Annotated in this window: 14 protein-coding genes; 11 read left to right on the forward strand and 3 right to left on the reverse strand. The window is 62.5% G+C overall.

The window, feature by feature from the left end; all coding sequences use genetic code 11:
• Positions 1–3 precede the first annotated feature (3 nt).
• Positions 4–3,966, reverse strand: coding sequence for an immunoglobulin domain-containing protein (locus JF616_10220; GenBank protein MBW8888118.1), 3,963 nt, complete (start codon positions 3,964–3,966; stop codon positions 4–6).
• Between the two features lie 248 nt (positions 3,967–4,214).
• On the opposite strand from JF616_10220, the gene JF616_10225 reads away from it, so the two are divergent.
• The 4 genes from JF616_10225 (at position 4,215) to JF616_10240 (ending at position 8,290) form a co-directional block, all read left to right on the forward strand.
• Positions 4,215–5,180, forward strand: coding sequence for a DMT family transporter (locus JF616_10225; GenBank protein ID MBW8888119.1), 966 nt, complete (start codon positions 4,215–4,217; stop codon positions 5,178–5,180).
• Positions 5,181–5,361: 181 nt separating this feature from the next.
• Positions 5,362–6,042: an OmpA family protein gene (locus tag JF616_10230; GenBank protein MBW8888120.1), complete on the forward strand. Its 681-nt coding sequence runs from the start codon at positions 5,362–5,364 to the stop codon at positions 6,040–6,042.
• A gap of 205 nt (positions 6,043–6,247) precedes the next feature.
• On the forward strand, positions 6,248–6,985 hold the full coding sequence (locus tag JF616_10235) for a hypothetical protein (protein ID MBW8888121.1): 738 nt from the start codon (positions 6,248–6,250) through the stop codon (positions 6,983–6,985).
• Between the two features lie 138 nt (positions 6,986–7,123).
• Complete coding sequence (locus tag JF616_10240; protein MBW8888122.1) at positions 7,124–8,290, forward strand: hypothetical protein; 1,167 nt, start codon at positions 7,124–7,126, stop codon at positions 8,288–8,290.
• Between the two features lie 33 nt (positions 8,291–8,323).
• Here the strand turns inward: JF616_10240 and JF616_10245 are convergent, their stop codons facing one another.
• Positions 8,324–9,766 carry a methyl-accepting chemotaxis protein gene (locus JF616_10245; protein ID MBW8888123.1) on the reverse strand — a complete coding sequence of 481 codons (1,443 nt, stop codon included), beginning with the start codon at positions 9,764–9,766 and terminating at the stop codon, positions 8,324–8,326.
• Positions 9,767–10,173: 407 nt separating this feature from the next.
• Between JF616_10245 and JF616_10250 the strand changes: the two genes are divergently transcribed.
• From JF616_10250 to JF616_10280, 7 genes are all read left to right on the forward strand, one after another.
• A complete protein-coding gene (locus JF616_10250) occupies positions 10,174–10,431 on the forward strand; it encodes a hypothetical protein (protein MBW8888124.1) in 258 nt (85 codons plus the stop codon).
• Between the two features lie 334 nt (positions 10,432–10,765).
• Complete coding sequence (locus JF616_10255) at positions 10,766–11,269, forward strand: hypothetical protein (protein MBW8888125.1); 504 nt, start codon at positions 10,766–10,768, stop codon at positions 11,267–11,269.
• Entirely contained in the window at positions 11,259–11,795 is a 537-nt protein-coding gene (locus JF616_10260) for a hypothetical protein (protein MBW8888126.1), read from the forward strand. The genes JF616_10255 and JF616_10260 overlap by 11 nt, the downstream gene beginning before the upstream one ends.
• 93 nt (positions 11,796–11,888) lie before the next feature.
• Positions 11,889–13,052 carry a hypothetical protein gene (locus tag JF616_10265; GenBank protein ID MBW8888127.1) on the forward strand — a complete coding sequence of 388 codons (1,164 nt, stop codon included), beginning with the start codon at positions 11,889–11,891 and terminating at the stop codon, positions 13,050–13,052.
• 164 nt (positions 13,053–13,216) lie between these two features.
• Positions 13,217–13,858, forward strand: coding sequence for a hypothetical protein (locus tag JF616_10270; protein MBW8888128.1), 642 nt, complete (start codon positions 13,217–13,219; stop codon positions 13,856–13,858).
• Between the two features lie 175 nt (positions 13,859–14,033).
• The gene (locus tag JF616_10275; GenBank protein MBW8888129.1) at positions 14,034–16,478 is read left to right on the forward strand and encodes a VCBS repeat-containing protein; all 2,445 of its coding nucleotides are present in this window, start codon (positions 14,034–14,036) and stop codon (positions 16,476–16,478) included.
• Between the two features lie 13 nt (positions 16,479–16,491).
• Positions 16,492–17,973, forward strand: coding sequence for a sigma-54-dependent Fis family transcriptional regulator (locus JF616_10280; protein MBW8888130.1), 1,482 nt, complete (start codon positions 16,492–16,494; stop codon positions 17,971–17,973).
• 57 nt (positions 17,974–18,030) lie between these two features.
• On the opposite strand, the gene JF616_10285 is transcribed toward JF616_10280, so the two are convergent.
• Positions 18,031–21,111 (reverse strand): PD40 domain-containing protein, encoded by a 3,081-nt coding sequence (locus JF616_10285; protein ID MBW8888131.1) that lies wholly within the window; start codon positions 21,109–21,111, stop codon positions 18,031–18,033.
• Positions 21,112–21,220 lie beyond the last annotated feature (109 nt).

Raw genomic sequence — 21,220 nt, forward strand, 5'->3', positions numbered from 1 at the left:
GAACTACGGCAGGATTTCCAGACGGGCGCGTCCGCGCAAGAGATCGCGCGCGGCCGCTTCGGGCAGAAGGGCGCTGGCGCCGGCATCCCGCCGTTCTTGCCACAAGATGCGGCCCCGGAAGTCCCAGATCCTCACCGAAGCCTTGGTGTTCCAGGCAAGCATGCGCCCGCTCAAGCTCACCGGGCCGAAACGGGCCGCGCGTAACGCCAGGCTCACCGAGGTCAGATCGATGTCCACCGTATGCACCAGGCATAGGGAAGCGCCCCCGTTGTCCATGCATAGGGTAACATCTAGGTTACCTCCTTGGGTGGGATTGGATAGCTGTAGGGAATCCCCTCCCAAGGCCGTGTCCGCGGACTGGACGGAGAGGGACCATTGGTATCGCAAGGGAGGCGAGTACTTGGAGGCCTTGAGGGCGGCGGAGTTGGTCACGGTGGGCCGGACCACGTAGGTCTTGGATCCCTTCCATTTCCCGGGCGCGGGTAGGGTGAACTTGGGATCGGGAATGGCTTCGCGCACCTTGATGCGGATGTCCTTCACGGCGGGGCCGCCGAAGTACTGGGCGCTGAACCGGAGTACGATCACGGAATCGGCGGAAACGCGGGGCGCGACGAAGCTCAGGGTATCGATCTCGGGATCGAGGATGCGGGGGCCGGGGCCCGAGACGACGCTCCATTGCCGCTGGGAAGCGCATGCCGCCGTTCCCGCGAGCTTGACCGGCTGGCCTTCATCCACGGTCAGGGACTCGGGGGCGATCTTGAAAACCGAATCGCAGGCGACTACGGAGAGCTTGGCCTCGCGGCTGGTATCGGCCCCGTAGGAGTTGGAGACGGTGAAGATGAAGATCGTCCCGTTGTCGGCCAGCTTGGCCGAATCGATGACCAGCAAGGTATCGGTGCCGATGACGGTGGCGCTACCCTTGCGCCTCCAGGCGTAGGTGAGGGGCTGGGCGCCCGCGACTCCGGCGATGAAGTACGCCCTACGGCCGGGGCCCACGGACATATCCAATGGTTCCCTCACGATGGTGGCGGCCTGCACCACGGTCAGTTTGGCCACGCGGGAATCCATGCTGCCATAATTATTAGCCACATGGCATTGGTACGAATTGCTATCGGCCATGGCGAGAGGGCCCAAAGTGAGAAGGGAATCCTTCGACAGGACCGTGGTGTCGCCCACGCGCGTCCACGCGAATGAGAAAGGCGCCGTGCCCGCGGCGGAAATGGATAGGGTGGCCTTCTGCCCCAAGGTGCCCACCACGTCGGCGGGTTGACGCGCGATCGTGGCCGGGTACTTTACGGTCAGAAGCGCGGCCCGGGTGACCGCGGCGCTTCCGAATCCGTTCGTGATGGTGCAGATAAAGGTGCCCCCATCGTATTTGCGGACCGAACCGGAGTCGAGGGAAAGCGTGGCCCCCTTGGGCAGGACGGCGGCGTCCCCCACCTTAGTCCAGGTATAGACGAGAATCCCGGATCCGTGCGCGGTTACGGTAAAGGAGGCGGTATTGCCCGCCACCACCGTGGTATCGGCGGGTTGGACGTCGATAACGGGAGGCACGTCCACGGTCAGTACCGCGTCCAGGGAAGGCGCGCTGCCTACGGAGTTGGTGGCCACGCAGTAATAATGGACCCCGTTCTGGGAAGCGTCGACCTTGTCGAAGTGAAGGCTATCCTCCTTGCTTAAAGTGGCGGTATCGCCCTGCACATGCCAGGCATAAGTGACGGGAGCCGTTCCGGTGGCCTTGGCCTTGAAGACAACGGGCAGCCCGGCGACGACCTCCTTGGAGGCCGGTTGCAGGGTAAAGGATGGGCCCGTCGGCGGGAAATTCCAATGGGTGTTGCCGCCGAGATCGTTGCAATTGGCTGTGGCCGTGCCCGCGGCCGCGCTTAGGCTGGCATCGCTTTTTCCGAGATCGGCCCAATCGGCATTGAGCGTACCGGCTGCCGTGGCCTTCCAGGTCGATCCGGGATTCAATCCCAGGCGCGCGGCCGACGTGCCGGACAATGAAATATTTCCCGCGGACTTGAGCTCTTTCCCAGCCAAACCGACAATGGAACCGGGAGCTCCATTGCGGACGATCAAGGAGTCGGTCGTTTGCAGATTGGACCCGTTCAGGTTCAGGACCCCTGCGGATTGCACGAAAGAGGCGGCGCTCAAGGCCACGCTGGATTGGGCCAAGTTCAAGGTGCCCGTTCCCGTGTGCTTGATGGGGCCCAGCTTCCAGGTTCCGACCGTGAGGTTCTGCACCTTGGGGGAGGCCGCTTGGAAATCCAAAGTGGCGCTATCCGCCGTCAACCCGTTAACCGGGTTTACGTTCAGATCCCCTTTGATGGCCCAGGTTCCTTTGCCCATATACAGATGGAGCTTATTGGTTCCGGTCCCGACGTCGGTGCGCAAGAGGCTGTCAGCAAGGGTAACGTCAGGGTTACCGATCCGGAAATCGACGATCCCGTCGCCTACTGTCCCGCTGAACTTTTCATCCCTGAGGATAAGGTTACCGGCCAAATTGATCGCTCCAGCGCCCACGGCGATGACGGCGCCGCTCGCGGTCAAGGGACGCGGCCACAGGATCAATTTGTTGAATGCCGCGGCCGGGGCGGTCGGGGGCGTGAAGTTCAAGGTCGTCGATGCCGCGCGCAACAGGATGGTGCCAGCCGCCGGGAGCGCGGCGACCCCGGAGAAATTCGCGTCCGCGGAAAAGGTAAGGGTATCCGCCGCGTCCAATCCGGTGATGGCGACTCCCGCTGTGGCATTCAGCCCAGCGAACTCCTGGTTGACGTTCCCGCAATTCAAGGACCCGCCGCTCAAGGTCAATAACCCGGCAGTCGTGGAAGTCCCGGCAAGGGTCAGGATGCCGGTCCCAGATTTGGAAATGGCCGGAAGCGTATCGCCCGCCAGGGGAGCCAGTTTCTGCGCGCCGTTCCCGGTAAATACGATGCTGCCGGTTCCCGCCGCAATGGACTTAGCCGCGGTGAATATGGCGCTATCCGAAACCGTCAGGGCCGAGGTCAGGAAATCGAAGGCCACCTTCGAGCTCTTGAAGACAACGCTCTTGGCGGCTAAAGGAGCGGTCAGATGGGCGTCCGACCCGGCTTGCGTCCCGGTACCGCCGCCGAAATTGAAATCCAAGGCCGTCGAGGTGATGTTGCCGCCGCCGGTGAAATCGTCGAACACGGCGGTGGAGGTTTTCGTCGTGGTGTGGGCCGTAACGAACAAGGCGATTTTGGAATTCGCCAGGGCGCCGGTCACGGTCTTCGCAACATCGATCTGGGTCCAGGCATTATTGAGGGCGGTCTTATAGTAGGCCGTTACCGAAGCCCCCTTCTTCGCCAGCCGCAGCCAGCAGGGGTACGATGCAAGGACCGAGGTGAGGATCTTGGTGTCCTTTTCGGAGTCTAGATTGCCGTTGTTGTCCGAATCCCATTGGAAAGTGAACCCATTTCCGGGCGTAACCGCCACCATCGCGAAGCCACCGCTGTCCGTCGTGGGAGCGAAGTTGTTCCTCATCAGGATGCCCGCTTTGGCCCAGACATCGGAACTGGTCGAATCTGTTTGGGAAAAGACCTCCACCGAAACGTCGAAATCCCCCGTAATATCGCTGCGGGTAATGCCCACGAACTGGTTGTCCGCCAACCAGACATCCTTGCCGCTGGCGCGCATGGTCAATTTACCCGGGTTGTCCGTGAAGCTGACGTAAGGATTTTGCGTATCGGTGAAATTATCCTGGTCCCGAGTCGTCCAAGCGGCGCCCAAGGTGGCGGCGGAAAAATCGTCATCGAGGGTTGAAGCCGGATAGCTCCCGCCTCCCGCGGCGCTGCTCCAATTGTACGCCTTCAACACATCGCCGCTGCCGCTACTCAGCAACGGCGCCGAAGGATTCCAGAAAAAGGTTTGGGCCGCCGCCAGCCCGGTCAAGATGAGCGGGAGGATTATGAAAAGGCGTGAAGCCGAATGGCCTTGCATCCGCATGAGAAAACTCCAAACTCCCATGTACTGGGATGCGCGCTCCGGCGCAAGCGAAACCCAGCGGCCGGCTAAAGCCCATGGATGGGTCTTGGCCGATCGCTCTCCGTGCGGTCCAGTGCACGGAACTAACGGTCAAATATAGATTTGCGGCCTCTCCGGAAGAAAAAAGATCGCGATCCGATGGCCCAATCCGTACGGGTCCGGGAAGCTGGGTTCCGAAATCGGGAGGTTAATACTGCTATAATTGGCCGATGCTTTTTTCTATCCGACCCGCGCCGTTTCTCTTCCTCGCCGCCTGCCTCTGGGGCCTTTGCATCCCGGTCATGAAGGCTTTGGCCGCCGAACAGGATTGGCTCGCGCCCGGCCATGGGAGCGCGGCCGCCTCCTTGGCTTCCCTGGCCGTCCGCTTCGGGATGGCGGCCCTGGCCCTGATGGCCGCCCTCCGCATCGCCCCCTGGCATCTCCGCCGGAAGGAGTGGGCCCATGGGGCCGCGCTGGCGGCCTTCACCACGGTGAGCATGTTCCTGCAAGTGGATGGCATCAACTATACCTCCGCCTCCACCGCCGGTTTCCTCATCGCGCTCTACTGCGTCCTGGTCCCGCTCTTCGCTTGGGCGGCGCGCATCCGCCGCATGACCCCGATCCTCGCCATCTGTTGCATGCTGGTTCTGGCCGGCATGGCCGTGCTCACGGATTTCCATCCGCGCGAGATGCGCCTGGGCCGGGGCGAATGGGAGAACATCGCCGCCTCCGGGCTGTTCGCTGGCCAGATCCTGTGGGTCGATCGCGTGCCCGCGGGCGAAGCCGATCCCTTCAAGGTTACCATCGCCCTGATCCTCCTGGTGGCCCTGGCTTCCGCGGCCTGCCTCCTCTTCATCCCCGGCGGGATCTCATTGCCGATGCGATTGCATGCATCCCCCCGGTCCTTTTTCCTGGAGGCGTCCTTGGCCCTGCTGGGCACGGCGCTTCCCTTCGCGCTGATGAACCGCTTCCAGTCCGGGGTGGGATCGGTGATCGCCGGATTCATCTACTGCTGCGAGCCGCTCATGACCGCGCTGGGCGCGTTCTGGCTGCCCGAGCTCTTGGTGCGCACCCCCGACTTATATCCCAACGAGCATCCGACCCCGCGCTTGCTCGCAGGAGGCGCGCTGATCCTGGGCGCCAATCTTCTCTTGTGGAAAGATCGCGCCCGACCCTTGGCCGAACCGGCGGTTTAGGCTCGTTCGGTTCATCCCTTTCAGCCAAAACCGCCGCTTTCCGGCATTAATCCGTCTCTTTCCGGCAATCCCGTCGGTTTTTCCTTGTCATGCGGCATAGGAACCTTTTTTTCGTAAATGAAAGACCGGGATCCGATTAATGGAGCCCAAGAGCCCCTTTATAATGGGGCAAGGAGGAAACATGAACGCAATTACCATGAAGCGAGCCGGAAGCTTGGCCGTTTGCCTGGCGTTGCTCGTCGGGTGCGCGGACATGAACGATGCCGGTAAAGGCGGCCTGATCGGCGCCGGGGCCGGCGGCGTGGTGGGCGGACTCATCGGCCACGCCACGGGCAATACCGCGGCGGGCGCCATCATCGGGGCGGCCATCGGCGGCGCCGGGGGCGCGGCCATCGGGCACTACATGGACAAGCAGGCCGAAGAGCTGCAGCGCGATCTGAAGGACGCGAAGGTGGAACGGGTCGGGGAAGGGATCAAGATCACCTTCAACTCCGGCATCCTCTTCGACGTGAATTCGGACCGGCTCAGGTCCGATGCCGAATCCAACCTGAAGAACCTGGCCAAGGTGCTGAATAAGTATCCGGATACGGAGATCATGGTGCAAGGCCATACCGATAGCACGGGCAAGGACGATTACAATCTCTCGCTTTCGGAGAAGCGCGCCGGCTCGGTGGGAAGCGAGCTCGTGGGCTCGGGAGTGAAGCGCGGACGCATCACCGAATCGGGCATGGGCGAAAAGAGCCCCGTGGCCGATAACGGCACCGCCTCCGGCCGCCAGGCGAACCGCCGCGTCGAAGTCGCCATCTGGGCCAACGACAAGCTCAAGAAAGCCGCTGAGGACGGCAAACTCGCCAAGGGATAACTCCCCCTCCGCAAGGATGCCGTCCGTCAGGATGCCCATCCCTCTGTCCACCCTCTGGACGGCGGCGCCCCCGGCCGCCGTCCACCTGCTAGCCTCCCGCCGCTCCCCGTTCGCGATTCCTGCCTGATTCGAACCTTCCTTCGATTGGCCCGCCTTTTGTTTTAGCCTCCTCGCGGGCATATCCCCAAGCGAAAGGAGGTCCCATATGTCCATTCCCACCCTCCCCCACGCCGCCCCGCAAGGTTCGCGGCCGGTCCGGTCGGTCGTCCCAGCAGCAATGCTAGGCGTCGTCGCGGCCGGCCTGCTCGCCTTGCCGGGGCAGGCGCGGGCGGATTCCTACGGCCATGCCGAGATCAGCCTCGGGTTCCCCCACGGTGCCGTCACCGTGGGACGAACCTGGGACGAACATCCCCGGCAAGTCGTGGTCGAGGAAGTCACGCACAAATACCCCGAGGCCGATGACGAGGCCGAAGCGGATGAGGACAACGGTGCCGTTTACGATAGCCAGTCGGATGACCCCGACGTGGTGATCGAAAGACACATCGTACGTCCCGCTCCGCCGCAGGTCACCGTCGTCGAACGCTACGAGGATCCCGAACCTTGCGATCACGTCCGCGTGATCCGCCGGGTCTACGTGGACCCTCCCGAATGCGATCGGCATGTCGTGTACTACGGGCGCCCGGCGCGCGTGGTGTATGGCGGCTCGACCGTGATCGTGGCCCATGGCGGCTTCGGCTGGCATGGGGGCGGCCATGAGGGCGGGCGCGGTTGGCATTCGGTCAATCGCGTTGTCGAGGGTTCCCATGGCTGGGGCGGTTCCCGAGTCGAGGGCGGCCCCCGAGGCGGAGGCCCACGCAACCTGTTCCCCGAGGATGGCGGCCGTCCCGTGCGCATGCGCGGCGTCAGCCATTCGATGGTACAGGTCGGGGCGCGTCCCCATTGATTCCTTGGGGCGGGCCTCCGGCAACGGGCGCCCGCCCCTTCCCTAGCGAACCGAGAGATTGACCGCCCCGGAACCGTTTCCTCCGGGGCCCCGGCCGGAGGCGCGGCGGGACGATACGAAACCGAAAGGATGGAGGATATGCGAAGCAGGATTGGGTTGGGCGCCTTGGCGTTGGCCGCGGCGCTCTCGACGGCGGGAGCCGAAGTGACCGGGGAACTGGTGTCCTTGGGGAAGAAGACCGGCGTGGGGGCGAGGGCCATCAGCTTGGGCGAAGCCTTCACGGCCGTGGCCGATGACTATTCGGCCTTGTATTACAACGCGGCGGGCATGACCCAGCTATCGCGTTCCGAGGTGGCGGCCAACCTCAGTTACGGTTTTTCCGAGAACCAGGCATCGCTGGACGGGGAAAGGTCCTCGCCGACCAGCCTGGAGACCACCAAGCTGAACGCCCTCACCATGGTCCTTACCGATGGGGGCCGGTGGGCCCTGGGGCTCGGCTACTACGTTCCCGTTTCTTTCGACGACCCGCTCGCCTACCGCGATGCCAACGGGAACGAGTACCTCTACGACGCGGAAGGCCAGATGGATCATTACCGCTTGGGTTTGGCCTACATGGTCAGCGAGCAGGTGAGCCTGGGGCTGGCGGCCAGCGCCGTATCGGGCCGCGAGCAATTGGAGATCCAGGACGGGAGCACCGCGCGTTACCTGGAAGATTACACCGGCTATAACCTGGAACCTTCCTTCTTGATCCATCTCTCCGACATGTTCAGCGTGGGCGGATCGGCCGTGGTGATGGAACAATTGCAACTCGAGGACACCTACCAGGAAAAGGGCGGCAGCCCTTTGGAATCGCAGTACGACATCCATCATCCCTTCCAGGCCAAGCTGGGCCTGGCTTTCCAGTCTGGGCTGACCCAGGTCTCTTTCGATTGGCACGGCGATTTCTGGAGCAGCTACAGCTACAATTCGGCGGGCGAAGCCTTCGTGCGCCATGACGTGCATTATCCCAACAAGCACACCTTCAACATCGGGCTGGAGCAGTACCTGGATAAGCATGGGCCCGCCCTGCGCCTGGGCTATACCTGGGAGAACCAGGACGACGAACGCCCGCAGCCGAACCAGGCCGATCCCTTCCGCATCAGCGCCGGCATCGGGTTCATGCCCACGCGCCGCGTAGGCCTCGACTTCGCCTACCAATACGCGAGCGGACATACCGTGCAGAACTCCCAGCCCGGAGGGCCGGAGAATTTGGCCATCGAATCCGAGGACCATCAGGTGATGGCTTCCTTGCGGTTGCGCTGGTGATGTCCCCGCTTCACCGACTTCGCGGGTGCGGCCTCAACCCTGATTGGTAAGGGAATCGACCAGGTCCTGCAATTGGCGGGCCTGGGAGGAGAGTTCTTCGATGGAGGCGGCGGTTTGCTCCGCGTGGGCGGCGTTTCCCTGGGTAACCGAATCGAGGTCGGTGACGGCCGAGTTAATCTGATCGATCCCTTGGGCTTGTTCCTTGCAGGCCGCGGCCACTTGCTGGACCAATTCGTTGAGCTTTTCCACGTTCCCGAAAATCCCGAGGACGAATTGCACGGCTTCGGAGGATGCGGCGACGCCGCCTTTGGCGTACTTCCGGGACTCTTCGATCAGGGCCGTCGTTCCCTTGGCGGCCTCGGCGCTCCGGCGCGCCAGCCCGCGCACCTCTTCCGCGACCACGGCGAAACCCTTCCCCGCGTCGCCGGCCCGGGCGGCCTCCACGGCGGCGTTCAGGGATAAAAGGTTGGTCTGGAAAGCGATCTCGTCGATGGTCTTCACGATGCGGGCGGACTCTTCCGAGGAAGAGCTGATGTTGGCGATGACCTGGGACATGCCTTGCATGCTATCCCGGCTTTTCTCCGCCGCCTTGCGTGAATCTACGGCAAGCCTCCCCGCCATCCCCGCGTTTTCGGCGTTGCCCTGGGTCATGGACGTGAGCTGCATGAGGGATGCGGAAATCTGTTCCAGGCTGGAGGCTTGGCGTCCCGCGCCGTCCGCCAGGGATTTTCCGCTCGCTTGCAATTGCATGGCCGCCTTGGTGATTTCTTCCGAGCTGGCCCGCACCCCGATCACGACCCGGGAAACCTTCGCCTCGATTTGGCGGATGAGGATCCAACTGATGAGCGAGAGCGCCAGCACCAACAATAGGCCCAACGCCACCTGGCCCGCGGTGCGGCCGTGCACCACGGCGGCGGCCTGGGCCTCATCCTGTTGGTTGCGGGCCGTGGCCATCTCGACCACCTTGTCGATTTCGGCCCGGTGATCGGCGTACTCCTGGCTGATTTTCCCATGCAGGATCGCCTCCGCCTTGGCGCGGTCGCCCGCGCGCAGGGCCGGGATGAAATCCTTTTCGATGGCATCGAGCATGCGCAGGGCAGGTTCATAGGAGGATCGTTGCAAGGTATTCTTGAGTTCGTCATCGGGAAGATTGGTCGCCCAGTAGGCATGCCGGTCCAAGTAGTCGGCCTTGAGATGCGCGGCCTTTTCCGAAAGCGCGGGAAGCCGGCTGCCGGTTTTGTCGTCGAACATGAGGAAGGCGGTGAGGTAAGCTTCCAACAGGTATTCCGGAGGCGGCAGGATATCGGCGATCACGTCCTTGTCTTGCACGATACGCTGGTAGGCTACGCCATTGATTTTCACTTGCCGCACGGTGTCGTAGCTATAGAGCCCGTACAGGGAAAAGAAAACCACGGAAACCCCCACTATGGTGGCGAGTTTGGAATTCGTGCTCGCGTTGCGTGAGAATCCCAGCATGGTTCGCCTCTTGGATCGGGGTCCGTCCGCGGGGAGTTACCCGCGTGTTACGGGCTGCTTGTATGGCAAGGGCCGTGCCAGCGGGCGGAATGCCGTGAGGAAAGGCCTCCGATGCCTTGGAAGAGGCCCGTCGAGGCGGAACCGGGACGATACGAGCCCATCGGCGGCCTTTGCCGTTGGCGAGGTTTGGATGGGAAAGGGGTGGCCAATTCCGGTTCCGACGGAAGCATGCTTGTGCTAAGGCCAATAGGCGCGGAAGATTGCGTGGGTTCCGGAATTGGCCGGTAACCGCATTTGACCAACCATATACCTCGATTCCGAACCCAATCGGGCAGCGGGAGAATTAACACGGTCCCCGGATACCGTATAGGTTAACTTCTACCTCTACCTTCCCCGCCGGAGCGCCCATGAATCCCGAAGACATCGCCCATTTGAAAAAAGCCGCCGCGGGGCTGGAAAGCGCACTGGAGATACTGGAAACTTGGCTCCAGTCCTCCAACGGGCGATCGGTCTACCAAGCCAGCCTCTCCATGGCGATCGCCATGCGACATCTCCACGATGCGGATCCCGAAATCCTGACCGCGAACGGGCGCAAGCGTATCGAGGAAGTCCTTCTCGAAGAGAAGCAGAGGGTGAAAACGGACCGTTTCCAGACCGGATTCTAGATCGGATTTAGGGCCTCGGACGATTCCCTGGAAGGCCATGATGGTTTTTTGGGAATGCCGCCGGACGCTAAGCAAAAGCAAAATCGGCGCATCGCGTTTGTCGGGCGATCTTACACCTGATCTCCTTTCCGGCATCGGATCGGCGGAAATCGCGGATATGGCCCGGTCGGGACCCTGCGCCGAAGTAATACATATTACATACGACGTCTTCCAAGATCACAAAGCAAGATCAGCATAGGGATTCCGGACCGGAAAATAAAAGCCGCCGCCGCGTTTTAAGCGATGCTAACGAGTTACGTTTGCGGCTCCTTCATTCCGGAAAGAGGTATCGGGGATGTTACATAGATTTTTTGGCCTCGCGGTCCTGGCGGGCTTGTCCGCGAGCTTGCTGGGCTGCGCCACGATGGCCAAGCAGCATGGTAAGGCGATATTCCTGCACGGTACCGAGGGCGAATTGAACGCCGCGAAATTCTACCTCGACGGCAACCCCGTCACCTGGTCCTACCTGCAGTATTCCGCCAGCGAGGTCTCGCGGACCTCCACCACCGTGACCTACAACGTCACCTCGCTACCCGCGATCGTGGTTCCGACGGAAAAGCAGTACTATACCCTCAGCGTCCAAAACGGCGCGGGGGAAACGAAGTCCGTACTGCTGAAGAGGGATTTGATCGGCGGATACAAGTTCGTCCTGTACATCGATCTGTTCATGACCATGGGCATCGGCGACGTAGTCGATACTTATTCGGACAATCTCTTCGGCCTTCCCGAATTGGACATGGATAAGGTGGCGAGTTCGCAAGCCACCCAATATGAAATCGGGGCGAATCATGGCAAATGATTCCAGATCGGAAAACCGTTCCAGCTCCCGGATGCGATCGGGACCGCTCCGCGGCCTCGCTATCTACGCAGCCTTGGCCTTGCTGGGCGTTTCGCTTTCAGGATGCGCCACCCTGGTCCGGGGCCGGTACAACCAGGACGCGTTCTTCCCGACCAAGACGGGCGTGAATATCGTTTCGGATTCCACGGACAAGGATGCGAAGGTGATGATCAACGGCAAGGAAGCCGACGGCACCTTGATTTACGCAGGCAGCGAAAACGGCTCGCCGTTCTACGTCCGACGGTTCCTCTTGAAGAAAGCCTCCGACCCCATCAAGGTGGATATCACCACCGCGAACGGGACCCAAAGCGTTTCCGTGGAGCGCGAATCGGAATACGGCTGGTGGCTGGTGGGCGGTTTGTGGACCATCGTCGATTCGTTCACGGGCGCATTGCACACCTATGGCGACATCGTGGTGGATCCCGGCCCGGTCGCGGCTTCGCCCGCACCGCTCCCATCCGCCGCCCCGCAGGCGCCGACCCAGTAGGCGGGCCTCTTCGCGAGGCTGGCCTGTGCACGCCTTCGGCGCTAATGCCGGGTTTCGTCACGGCGCCCATCCGATTACCTAGCTTTTCGGGGCATGGGGCTTTCCGGACGCGTGCTCTTCGTCGCCGCCTTGGCCGTCGAAAACGCCATGGGGGCCCCTTCGCTGCTGGCCCCGGAAGCCTTCCGTTCCATGGCCAACTCCTCAATATCGGTTTTGCGGACCCAGCGCGAGTATCTGAGGGACTTCGACGAGGGCCAGGCGGACGCGACGGGGCATTGGTTCTTCTACTTCGATCTCCGTTATGCCTTGCCCGAAACCGAAGGCGCACGCATGCGGATTCCGACCACGGTCGGGGAAATGCAAGGCGAATTGAGCAGAGGCGCCTTGGGATTCCGCGTGGCCTACCTGCAAGGCGAATATGCCTTCGGCCTGTATGACATAGCGGAAAGCTTTTCCTTGTCCCCGCCGCGGGCCTGGAATCCGGCTTTTCTCCGTTACTACGGAAAGGATTCTTCCGGCGCCGCGGACGAAATCGCCTGGAGCCAGGAGTACCAGAATTTCGCCATCACGCTGGAACGCGCCGATCATTTCCGCATCGCCGCAGGCCTCTTCGATCGCAGCTTTCCGCTTTTCTCCGGCGCGGGGGAAAACGCGCAGTTCGCGCTGGTGCCCGGCCCCGACTCCGCTTCGGCATGGCAAGGATCGCGCGACCACTTGCAAGCCTTCCTCGACATCGACGTGCATGGCTACGGCTTCTCCACGCTCTACACGCTAGGGCAAAGCCTGGATCTCATCGGGCTGCGGAAACGTTGGCGCTGGGGCGAAGCCGAGTTGATTCCCGCGTTGAATTACTTCCGCTATCGGCGCCGTTCCCAGATCGGGGCGGAAGCCAAAGGCATTTTGCCCTACCCGGCCCTCGAACTGGGTAGCGAAGCGTACGCCGATTCCCGCCGCGCATCGGATGGGGAACGCGGTTTCTTCGGGCATGCGTCCGCATCCATAAGCTATCGCCTCTGGCCTTGGAACCTTCCCGCCGGGCGTTCCCGCTTCCAAGTGGCCGCCAACACCTCAGGCGGTTGGTCCGATGATGCTTTGGAGAAAGGCGTTTGGGGGCATTCCGAAGGTTTGGCCTGCGACAACCTCCTGAAGGTCCTGCATTTTTCCCTCGCGCATTCCCGCAACGATCCCCGCGTCTTGCAGCAGATGCCTTTGCGCGGGGCGGACGTGTGGAGCTTCGACTTCAAATTCGCCTGGTGAGGCGGATCCCCCCTGTCCACCCCGTGGATGATTCCTCCTCAACGCCCGTCCATCTCGTGGATGGTATAGAAGCCCGACACCTTTTTTAGCGTGGAATCGGGCTTTTTCGCCTTGGCACGGCCCTTGATTAATATCCAGACAGGAAACGAATCCTGGAGGCGAAAATGAAACTCACCAAAGTAACCCCTAAGCTCAATCTCAAAATCGCCGGACTGGCCCTGGCCGGCCTTCTGCCCCTCGCCGCCCAGGCCCACGACGGTTGGGACCGCCGCGGCCCCGGCGCCAACGTCTCGGGCGAAGTAGAGGTGACCCATCAAATCCCCGGCGGCGTCATCACGGTCGGAGCCGTATTCGGCCGCCAGCCGCAACCCCAAGTGGTCGTGGTGCAGCCGGAGCGCCGCCCCGACGTGGTGGTGGTCGAAAACGAGCATGGCCGCGGATGGGAGCATGGTCGCGGATGGGAACATGCCCACAAGCGCGATCGCCAAGTCACCATCATCCACGAGGAACCGCGCCGCGAGGTCACCATCATCCGGCATGAGGAACCCCGCAGGACGGTCGTGGTGGAGCAAGCCGCTTGCGGCCGGCCGGGCTACACCCAGTCGCATGAGTGGAGCGATGGCCGCCAGGTCTCGGTAGACCGTCAAGGACCCAATGGGAATTACCACTACTACAGCGATGGCAACCAGGTCTCGGAGGACAAGCAAGGGCCCAACGGGAACTACCACTTCTACGAGGACGCGCACCAGGTGAGCGTCCAAGACAACCGGGACGGGCATCAGCGGAACGTATACGTCCGCAAGTAGCGGGGCCCGAGGCCAAATCACCCGCTTCGGCGAGGGCTTCTCCCCGGAAGCCCGGACCGGAGGCCGGTGGCCCCGAGGGTCTAAGGAGACCCCGAGAGCCCGAACGGCTCTCAAGCTCAAACGCCCTTCCCTCCCTCCGCCCGTCCGGGGCGGGGGGTTTTGTTATGTTTCGCGCGTGCGGATCCTTTTCGTTACCGCCGCCACCGCCGCGCTGCTTTGGTCCGCCGCCGCCGCGGATAAGGCCCCCATCCCCGACATCCGCGACAGCTACGGGGTCGCCCTCGCCGATTTCGATCAGGACGGCCTGCTCGACGTCTACATCGTCGGCTTCCGCACCTTGAACCGGCTTCTCATCAACAATGGCGACGGCACCTTCCGGGACAAATCCATCGCCGCCGGCGTGGGCGGCAACCTGATGCCGCAGGGCATCCGCAACCTCGAGCTGGGAGCGAGCGCCGCCGATTTCGACAACGACGGAGCCATCGACATCCTCATCTGCGGCTGGGGCGAATCCCTGGACCTTTTGAAGAACCGTAACGACGGCACTTTCTATTCGGTGGCCCGCCGCATGGGCCTGCAACGCGACGTCGACGCCAACATGGCCGTCTGGGGCGACGTGGATCGGGATGGTTGGCCGGACTTGCTGCTGACCAATGAGCAAGGCCCGCCGCGGCTCTACCGCAACGATCATGGCCTTCGTTTGATCCCCGTCCCGCTCGACTCGGCCGGCATCCTCCCGGATCCCGGCTCGCAGGGAGCGCTTTGGTGCGATCTCGATCTGGATGGGGATCTCGATCTCATCATCACCGGATGGCATAGGCCCTTGGCCATTTACGAGCAGGTAGCCCCCTTCCGTTTCCGGCAGGTCCCGTTGGGCTTCGATCTCCCGCCCGGCGCCCGTTGCAATGCCGTACTCCCGGGCGATTTCGACAATGACGGCGACCCCGACCTCTTGATCACGGTGCGGCAAGGGCCCAACTTGCTGCTGCAGAACCTCGCCGATCCGCCCAAGCTGGCGGACCTTCCCTCCGATTGGCATCCCGTCCCGAAACCCATCGCCTTCAAGGAGGTCGCCCGCGAGCGCGGCCTGACCGATACCCTCGACAGCTATGGCGGCGGCTTCGGCGATTTCGATGGCGATGGCGATCTGGATCTTTTCATCACCTCCCGCTCGGGAAACCATTACTACGAAAACGCCGGTGGGATGTTCCTCGAGCGCGAGCTGGCGGCCGTGGGCTTGGATGACGACTCTTCCACCTATAACACCGGCTTCATGTCCGGCGCGCTCACCCCGGCCAAGGGGAACGCCTTGGTGATCGTATCGCGGGACAGCGCGTCCTCCATCCTGGACGGATCCCCGCCGCAGCGCCGACGGCTCCTGGTTTCGCCGCGCGGCGTCCGGTCCAACGTCTTCGGCGTCGGCAGCCAGCTCAGCCTGTGGGAACGGCGCCCGGGGATAGGCCCGGAGGAATGGGCCCTGATCCAAAGCACGGAACTCCACGATGGCGAAGGGTATCTCAGCAGTTACCTGGGCCCCGCCACCTTCTACCCGCCCGACTCCGCCGAATTGCGCGTGCGCGTGCGCTTTCCCTCCGGCAGGGTTATCACGCGCCGAGTGGTCCCGGGCGAAGGCTCCATGGAGGTCTGGGAGAGCGGCTTCCTGGCGGCCGCCTGGGAAAAGGCCGCGCGCGCGGCCTACCATGGCCTGCGCGATCCGGTCCGGCGCAAGCAGATCCTCCTCTTCATCGCGGGGGCGGTCGCGGCCGTCCTGCTTTTGCGCGCCATCCTCAAGGCCATGGCGGCCAACATCGCCCGCAAGCGCTATACGACCGAACTGGTGGCCAAGAACCGGGAGCTGGAAGATCTTATCCGCGAGGTGGAACATACCCAGCGGCAACTGATCCACAGCGAGAAGCTCGCGGGCCTGGGCCAGTTGGTGGCCGGCATCGCCCACGAGCTCAACAATCCCATCGGGTTCATCTACGCCAACCTGTTCCAGATCCGCAAGTACCTGGACGGCCTTTCCGCCGGGCCGCTGGACGCGAAAGCCCGGGCGGTCTTGGCCAAAATCGATCAGGCCTTGCGCGAAAGCCAGGAAGGTTCCATCCGCATCCGCGATATCGTGCAGAACCTGCGCGGCCTTTCGCGGGCGGGAAGTTCCGAGCCGGGGACGCACCTGCGTAAGCAGACCTGCGATTTCAACCGGCTCATCGAGAAGAGCCTGCTATTGGCCCAGACCAGCTTCAGCAAGAACATCGCGGTGGAAAAGGAGTACGGTTCCATCCCCCCGGTGGAAGCCGATGAGACCCAGATCCAGCAGGTGTTCCTGAACATCCTGGTGAACGCGGGCCAGGCGCTCGGCGAGAAAGGGCATATCCGCATCCGGACCCGGGCGGAGGACGGAAAGGCGGTGGCCTCCATTTGCGATGACGGGCCGGGCATCAGCGCCGAGAACCTGAAGCACCTGTTCGAACCGTTCTTCACGACCAAGCCGGTGGGGCAAGGCATCGGGTTGGGCCTGCACATCTGCTATCAAATCATGCAGGCCCACCAGGGGAACATCGAAGCGCGCTCCCAAGATGGCCATGGCGCGGAATTCTTGGTAACGTTACCCATCTAAGCCACGGGAGCCTATGGATTCCAGAAAGCCCGCCATCCTCGTCGTCGACGACGAGCCCGCCATCGTCAGTAGCATCATCCGCTCCCTGGAAGACGACTACGAATGCCTGGGGGCGGCCAATGCCGCCGAGGCCCGCAAGCTTTTCGACGGCCGCGAGATCACCTGCATCCTTTCCGATCAGCGCATGCCGGGCGAGTCCGGTTCGGAGCTTCTGGCCTGGGTGAGGCGCACCCATCCCGATACCATCCGCATCCTCATCACCGGTTTTTCCGATTTCGATTCCGTGGTGGCCGCCGTGAACGACGGCCAGATCTACCACTTCCTGCATAAGCCTTGGGAGCCCATCCATCTGGAGGTGGTCATCCGGCAAGCGGTGCAGATGCATCAGCTCACGGGGGAGAACCGCCGCCTGCACGCGGAATTGCAGGCCCGCAATCAGGTCCTGGAACGGGAGAACCTCACGCTCAAGGCGGGCACCATCCAGGAGGCGGCCGCCTTCCGCGATCTGATCGGCGTCTCGGCGCCCATGCAGCGCCTGAAGGATAAGTTGCAAGCCCTGCTGAATTCCCAGAGCACGGTGCTGGTGACCGGCGAATCGGGTACGGGCAAGGAATTGGTGGCGCGCGCCCTGCACTTCGCCGGCTCCCGCAAAGACAAATCCTTCATCGCCCAGAACTGCGCGGCCCTTCCGGAATCGATCCTGGAAAGCGAACTGTTCGGCCACGTGAAAGGCGCCTTCACCCATGCCACCGAGAACCGGGCCGGCATCCTCGAGGGCGCCCATGGCGGCACCCTTTTCCTCGATGAGGTGGGCGACATGTCCCTCGGCATGCAGGCCAAGCTGTTGCGTTTCCTGCAAGAGGGCACCTTCACGCCGGTGGGCGGCCGCATCGAGAAGAAGGTGGACGTACGCGTCATCGCCGCCACCCACCGCGACCTCGAAGCCATGGTGAAGGACAAGACCTTCCGCGAAGATCTCTATTACCGCCTGGCGGTGGTTCCGTTGCGTACGCCCGCCCTGCGCGAACGCCGGGACGATATCCCGGTCCTGGCCGAGCATTTCCTCCGCAAGAAAGCCGCCAAGTTCGGGCGCCCGGCCCCGCGCCTCGCCCCCGAAACCCTGGCGCGCCTCGCCGCGCACAACTACCCGGGCAACGTGCGCGAGCTCGAGAATGCCATCGAATACGCCCTCAACATGGTGGGCGACCGCACCGTGGTGCTGCCGGAAGATTTGCCGGATCGGATCCAAGGCGCGCCGGGACCCGCGGCCCCCGCTGGAACCGCCGCCACGGCGCCCATCGCGCAATTGCCCAAGGACCTGATGCTGGACGAAGCGGTGATGGCACTGGAAGTGGAGTGGATCAACCGCGCCATGCAAGCCAGCGGCGGGAACATTTCCCAATCGGCCCGGGCCTTGGGCTTAAGCCGCCAAGGCCTCCACAACAAGCTGGCGAAGTACGGCATCAAAGGCGACGGCGCCGCCGATGCGGCCTGAAAGGGCCGGGCGGCGCGCTAGCCAACATCGATCCGTTTACGGCGAGCCATCCGCCGATCAGGGACCGCGCCTGCGCGCATTGCCCAAGCCGGGAACGAAATCCGGATGCAGGGAAACCGTGAGTGGGATCCCGGAACTCTCGAAGCTAGATCGAAAGACCGTGGATTCGCGATTCAGATCATAGCCTACTTGGAATGAGAGAGCGAAGGGGAGCCGACGCATGAAATGGAAAAGCCCGGTCAATTTCGCCCCGACCACAATATCATCCGAATCGTCGGCAAGAAGCCGGTATCGGTTATCCACGATCTGCTCATCGTACTCCCGGTGATGGTAGGATCCGAAAAATCCTCCGCCCATGTAATTCCACAATCCCAGCACGGGGATTTCCCCTATAAAGCCCTTGTACAACGGGAAGTCCAAGCCCGCATATCCGTCCTCGACGTTACCGCTCCGTCCCCCTCGAAAAAAAGTCACCGGTCCCACCGCGGGCGGATCCGCATCCACCGCGTGAAGATCGTAAACCATGATCTCGCCTGCCCATCGCGCCGTTAAGGTCAACTCCCTCCACAGAGGCAGGGTCTCCCGCAAGTAATAGAAAACGTCAGGCCCGAAATCCTTGAAATCAACGCCCCCCTCGACATCGGACATCCACAAAGGGTGGACCTGGTCATAGGCGTACGGGGAGTTGTAAGTGAATCCAAGGAAGATTTGCTTATCGAGTTCTTGTTGCGAATCGGACCAACCCTGCAGCACCTTATAATCGTTGACGGTGTCTTTCCCGGCCAAACGGTATTCCTTGAAATAGGAGGTGACTCGCATTCCCAATCCCGCGAATGAATTCGCGGGCGCGGGAAAGGGAATGTTCACGCCGGCGGAGAATACGTCGGCGGTAGTGACCAGGTCGAATTCCTTCCAGCCTTCGGGCTTCGGCAACCCATCCGTATTGAAATAGGTATTGGTCGCGGAGAGAGTGATACCCGCCGGAGTTTGCTGGTTGAAGTAACTGATCCCGTAGAGGTCATGGCTCGGCCCCAAGGCGCCCATCACGCTCAAGGTATGCAACTCCAGGGGATCCTGGAGATAAACGCTCGCGCCGAAAGCAGGCCCATCCAAGGTGGAAGTGATGAACGGGGCCAGATAGAGGGGACGGATTCCCAGTAGGGAATTATAAGTCCGCGCCATCTCGGGGCCCGGGTTTCCCTTCGACGGGAACTCCGGAGGCTTGGTCACGAGAAAGCCGGGCTTGCGGTAGACCGCTACCGTATCGCGCGGCGACGCCAAGGCCGTATCTTTCCCCGCGGCACGGCTCGGGTCCCCGGAATTGGCCGCGGCAATCGCTTTCATACTCGCGGAATCCGAGCCAACAGCGCTATCCGCTCCAACCGCGCGCTCCACGCTATCGATGCCATCCGCATCGGCCGTACTGTCCACCCCAGCCGCGCTATCCGCGGGCCAATGCATTCCGTCTCTCCCTTTCGAATCCGGCGGAAGCGCCGATGGAAACGGAGGCGGCGCGATCGCCACCGGTTGCAAACCCCAATGCCCAGGGCTTCCGGTCTGAACAACGGAAGCCGCGATGCCGCCGCCGGCGTCATGTAAGTAAAAGGTACCTAGGGGGAAGGTCGCAGCCGGCGCGATGCGTCCCGTGACGCGGTCCAACGCATCCACCTGCAGCAGGTTCCCGCGATCACGCAGCATGAGCACCCGGCCGTCCGGGGACTCCACCGGAAATTCGCCTACCGGGCCGTCCCGGTATACGGGCGCGAATCCGGCGCCGGGCGCGTATTCGTAAATCCCGGTCCTTCCCGCGGTATCCGTCGCGTTCAACAGCAGGCCGCGCAAGGAACGGGACAAGGCGTAAAAGCCGACCAAACTGTCGGGGGCTTCCTCCCGGCAAGCGGGCGTTCCCCGGCTCAAGTCGCAGGTCGCCAAAGCCTGGCGACCATGGGCGTAATGGGAGAAGGCCAAGCTATCCTTGCCGAGAAAGGCGGGATGGGCGGCGCCGTCGGAAATGAACATCTCCCCTTTGCCATGGATATCCGCCACATATAACCCCTCGCGGGGATCGCCATCTACGTCGCTGGAAGTGCGCACGAACGCGATCCGTTTCCCGTCCGGAGACAAATCGAACACCGGATTTACGGCCTGCGGTCCTAGGCGCCGAACGACGCCGGCCCGCGACTCGAAGAGCGCAACTAGGGGCTGGTCCATCTTCATTTGCCCCGTGAAGATGAAGGAGGAAGAGTCGAGGAGCTTTTCCTGAAAGACCACGTCGAAGCCGGGAACGCCTCCGCGCAAGGGCGAAGGGGCAAGAGCCCCGGAAGGAAGGCCGGCATGCACGGAATCGGAAAATTCCCGGTAGAGCTGGCGGATGGTCCGTCCCGATTCCGCATGCAGTGCGTCTTCCAATGGCAAAATGCTTGCCGTCAGAGGCGAGAGGAGCGCCTTGAGCTCGTTCCAGATCGGGATGACGCGCACGCGCGCCAACACCTTCGCGAGGAAGCGATCGCCTTGCCGCGCCGCCAGGAAGCGCACGAAGGCATGGCCCTGTTCGTAGACCAGCCTGCCCGTCACGGGATCATCCTTGGTATAGGTGGCCAAGTCCGGGTATGGCTCCAATGCCGAATTGTAGAGGACATGCGCGAAGAAGGTATTCCGCTTCGCATCCCAGGACTCCGCCTCGTACTGCGCCAAGCCTTCCATGAACCAAGCCGGAAGGGCCGCGCTCTTGTAGATCTCCGAATAGATCCCCAAGCCGGACTTGCGCAAGGCCAGGAAGGTGATCTCGTGGGTAAGCTCATGGGCGAGGACGCGTTTGAGCCAAGCGATGTCCCCGGAGGCCAGCACCTGCATCGGCCGGGTGAAGATGACGATATGGTGGCCCAACGGGGAGGAGAATCCGTTGGATTCGTCCGCGATGCCGGTCATCACCACGGTTATGATGATCCCGCGTTCGCGCATGCCCAGGTCGGCCGCTATCTTGGCGTAGGCTTCCTCGAGGAAGACCCTGGCTACGCGGGCCTGGGGCGCTACGTCGTCATGGAACAGGATTTCGAAATGCGCGGTCTCGAAGGTCTTCCACGGGACCGTGCGATTGCTGTTGGCGAAACCCGCGGAAGCGACCACGGCGAGCATCACCAGGAATCGAAGTAGGCTAGCGATTAGAGTGTCTCCATTTTCGGGCCACTCTAATTTGCCATTTTCCTAGGGGCCGTCAACAAGGGCCGAAGGTAGCCACTCAGACATC

This window comes from Fibrobacterota bacterium (assembly GCA_019509785.1).
In the GTDB taxonomy this organism is placed as follows: Bacteria; Fibrobacterota; Fibrobacteria; order UBA11236; family UBA11236; genus Chersky-265.

What these genes read in the sequence shown, in the direction of transcription:
- JF616_10220 (MBW8888118.1), bottom strand. Translation starts at nt 3,966, where the DNA reads ATGCGGATGCAAGGCCATTCGGCTTCACGCCTTTTCATAATCCTCCCG.
- JF616_10225 (MBW8888119.1), top strand. Translation starts at nt 4,215, where the DNA reads ATGCTTTTTTCTATCCGACCCGCGCCGTTTCTCTTCCTCGCCGCCTGC.
- JF616_10230 (MBW8888120.1), top strand. Translation starts at nt 5,362, where the DNA reads ATGAACGCAATTACCATGAAGCGAGCCGGAAGCTTGGCCGTTTGCCTG.
- JF616_10235 (MBW8888121.1), top strand. Translation starts at nt 6,248, where the DNA reads ATGTCCATTCCCACCCTCCCCCACGCCGCCCCGCAAGGTTCGCGGCCG.
- JF616_10240 (MBW8888122.1), top strand. Translation starts at nt 7,124, where the DNA reads ATGCGAAGCAGGATTGGGTTGGGCGCCTTGGCGTTGGCCGCGGCGCTC.
- JF616_10245 (MBW8888123.1), bottom strand. Translation starts at nt 9,766, where the DNA reads ATGCTGGGATTCTCACGCAACGCGAGCACGAATTCCAAACTCGCCACC.
- JF616_10250 (MBW8888124.1), top strand. Translation starts at nt 10,174, where the DNA reads ATGAATCCCGAAGACATCGCCCATTTGAAAAAAGCCGCCGCGGGGCTG.
- JF616_10255 (MBW8888125.1), top strand. Translation starts at nt 10,766, where the DNA reads ATGTTACATAGATTTTTTGGCCTCGCGGTCCTGGCGGGCTTGTCCGCG.
- JF616_10260 (MBW8888126.1), top strand. Translation starts at nt 11,259, where the DNA reads ATGGCAAATGATTCCAGATCGGAAAACCGTTCCAGCTCCCGGATGCGA.
- JF616_10265 (MBW8888127.1), top strand. Translation starts at nt 11,889, where the DNA reads ATGGGGCTTTCCGGACGCGTGCTCTTCGTCGCCGCCTTGGCCGTCGAA.
- JF616_10270 (MBW8888128.1), top strand. Translation starts at nt 13,217, where the DNA reads ATGAAACTCACCAAAGTAACCCCTAAGCTCAATCTCAAAATCGCCGGA.
- JF616_10280 (MBW8888130.1), top strand. Translation starts at nt 16,492, where the DNA reads ATGGATTCCAGAAAGCCCGCCATCCTCGTCGTCGACGACGAGCCCGCC.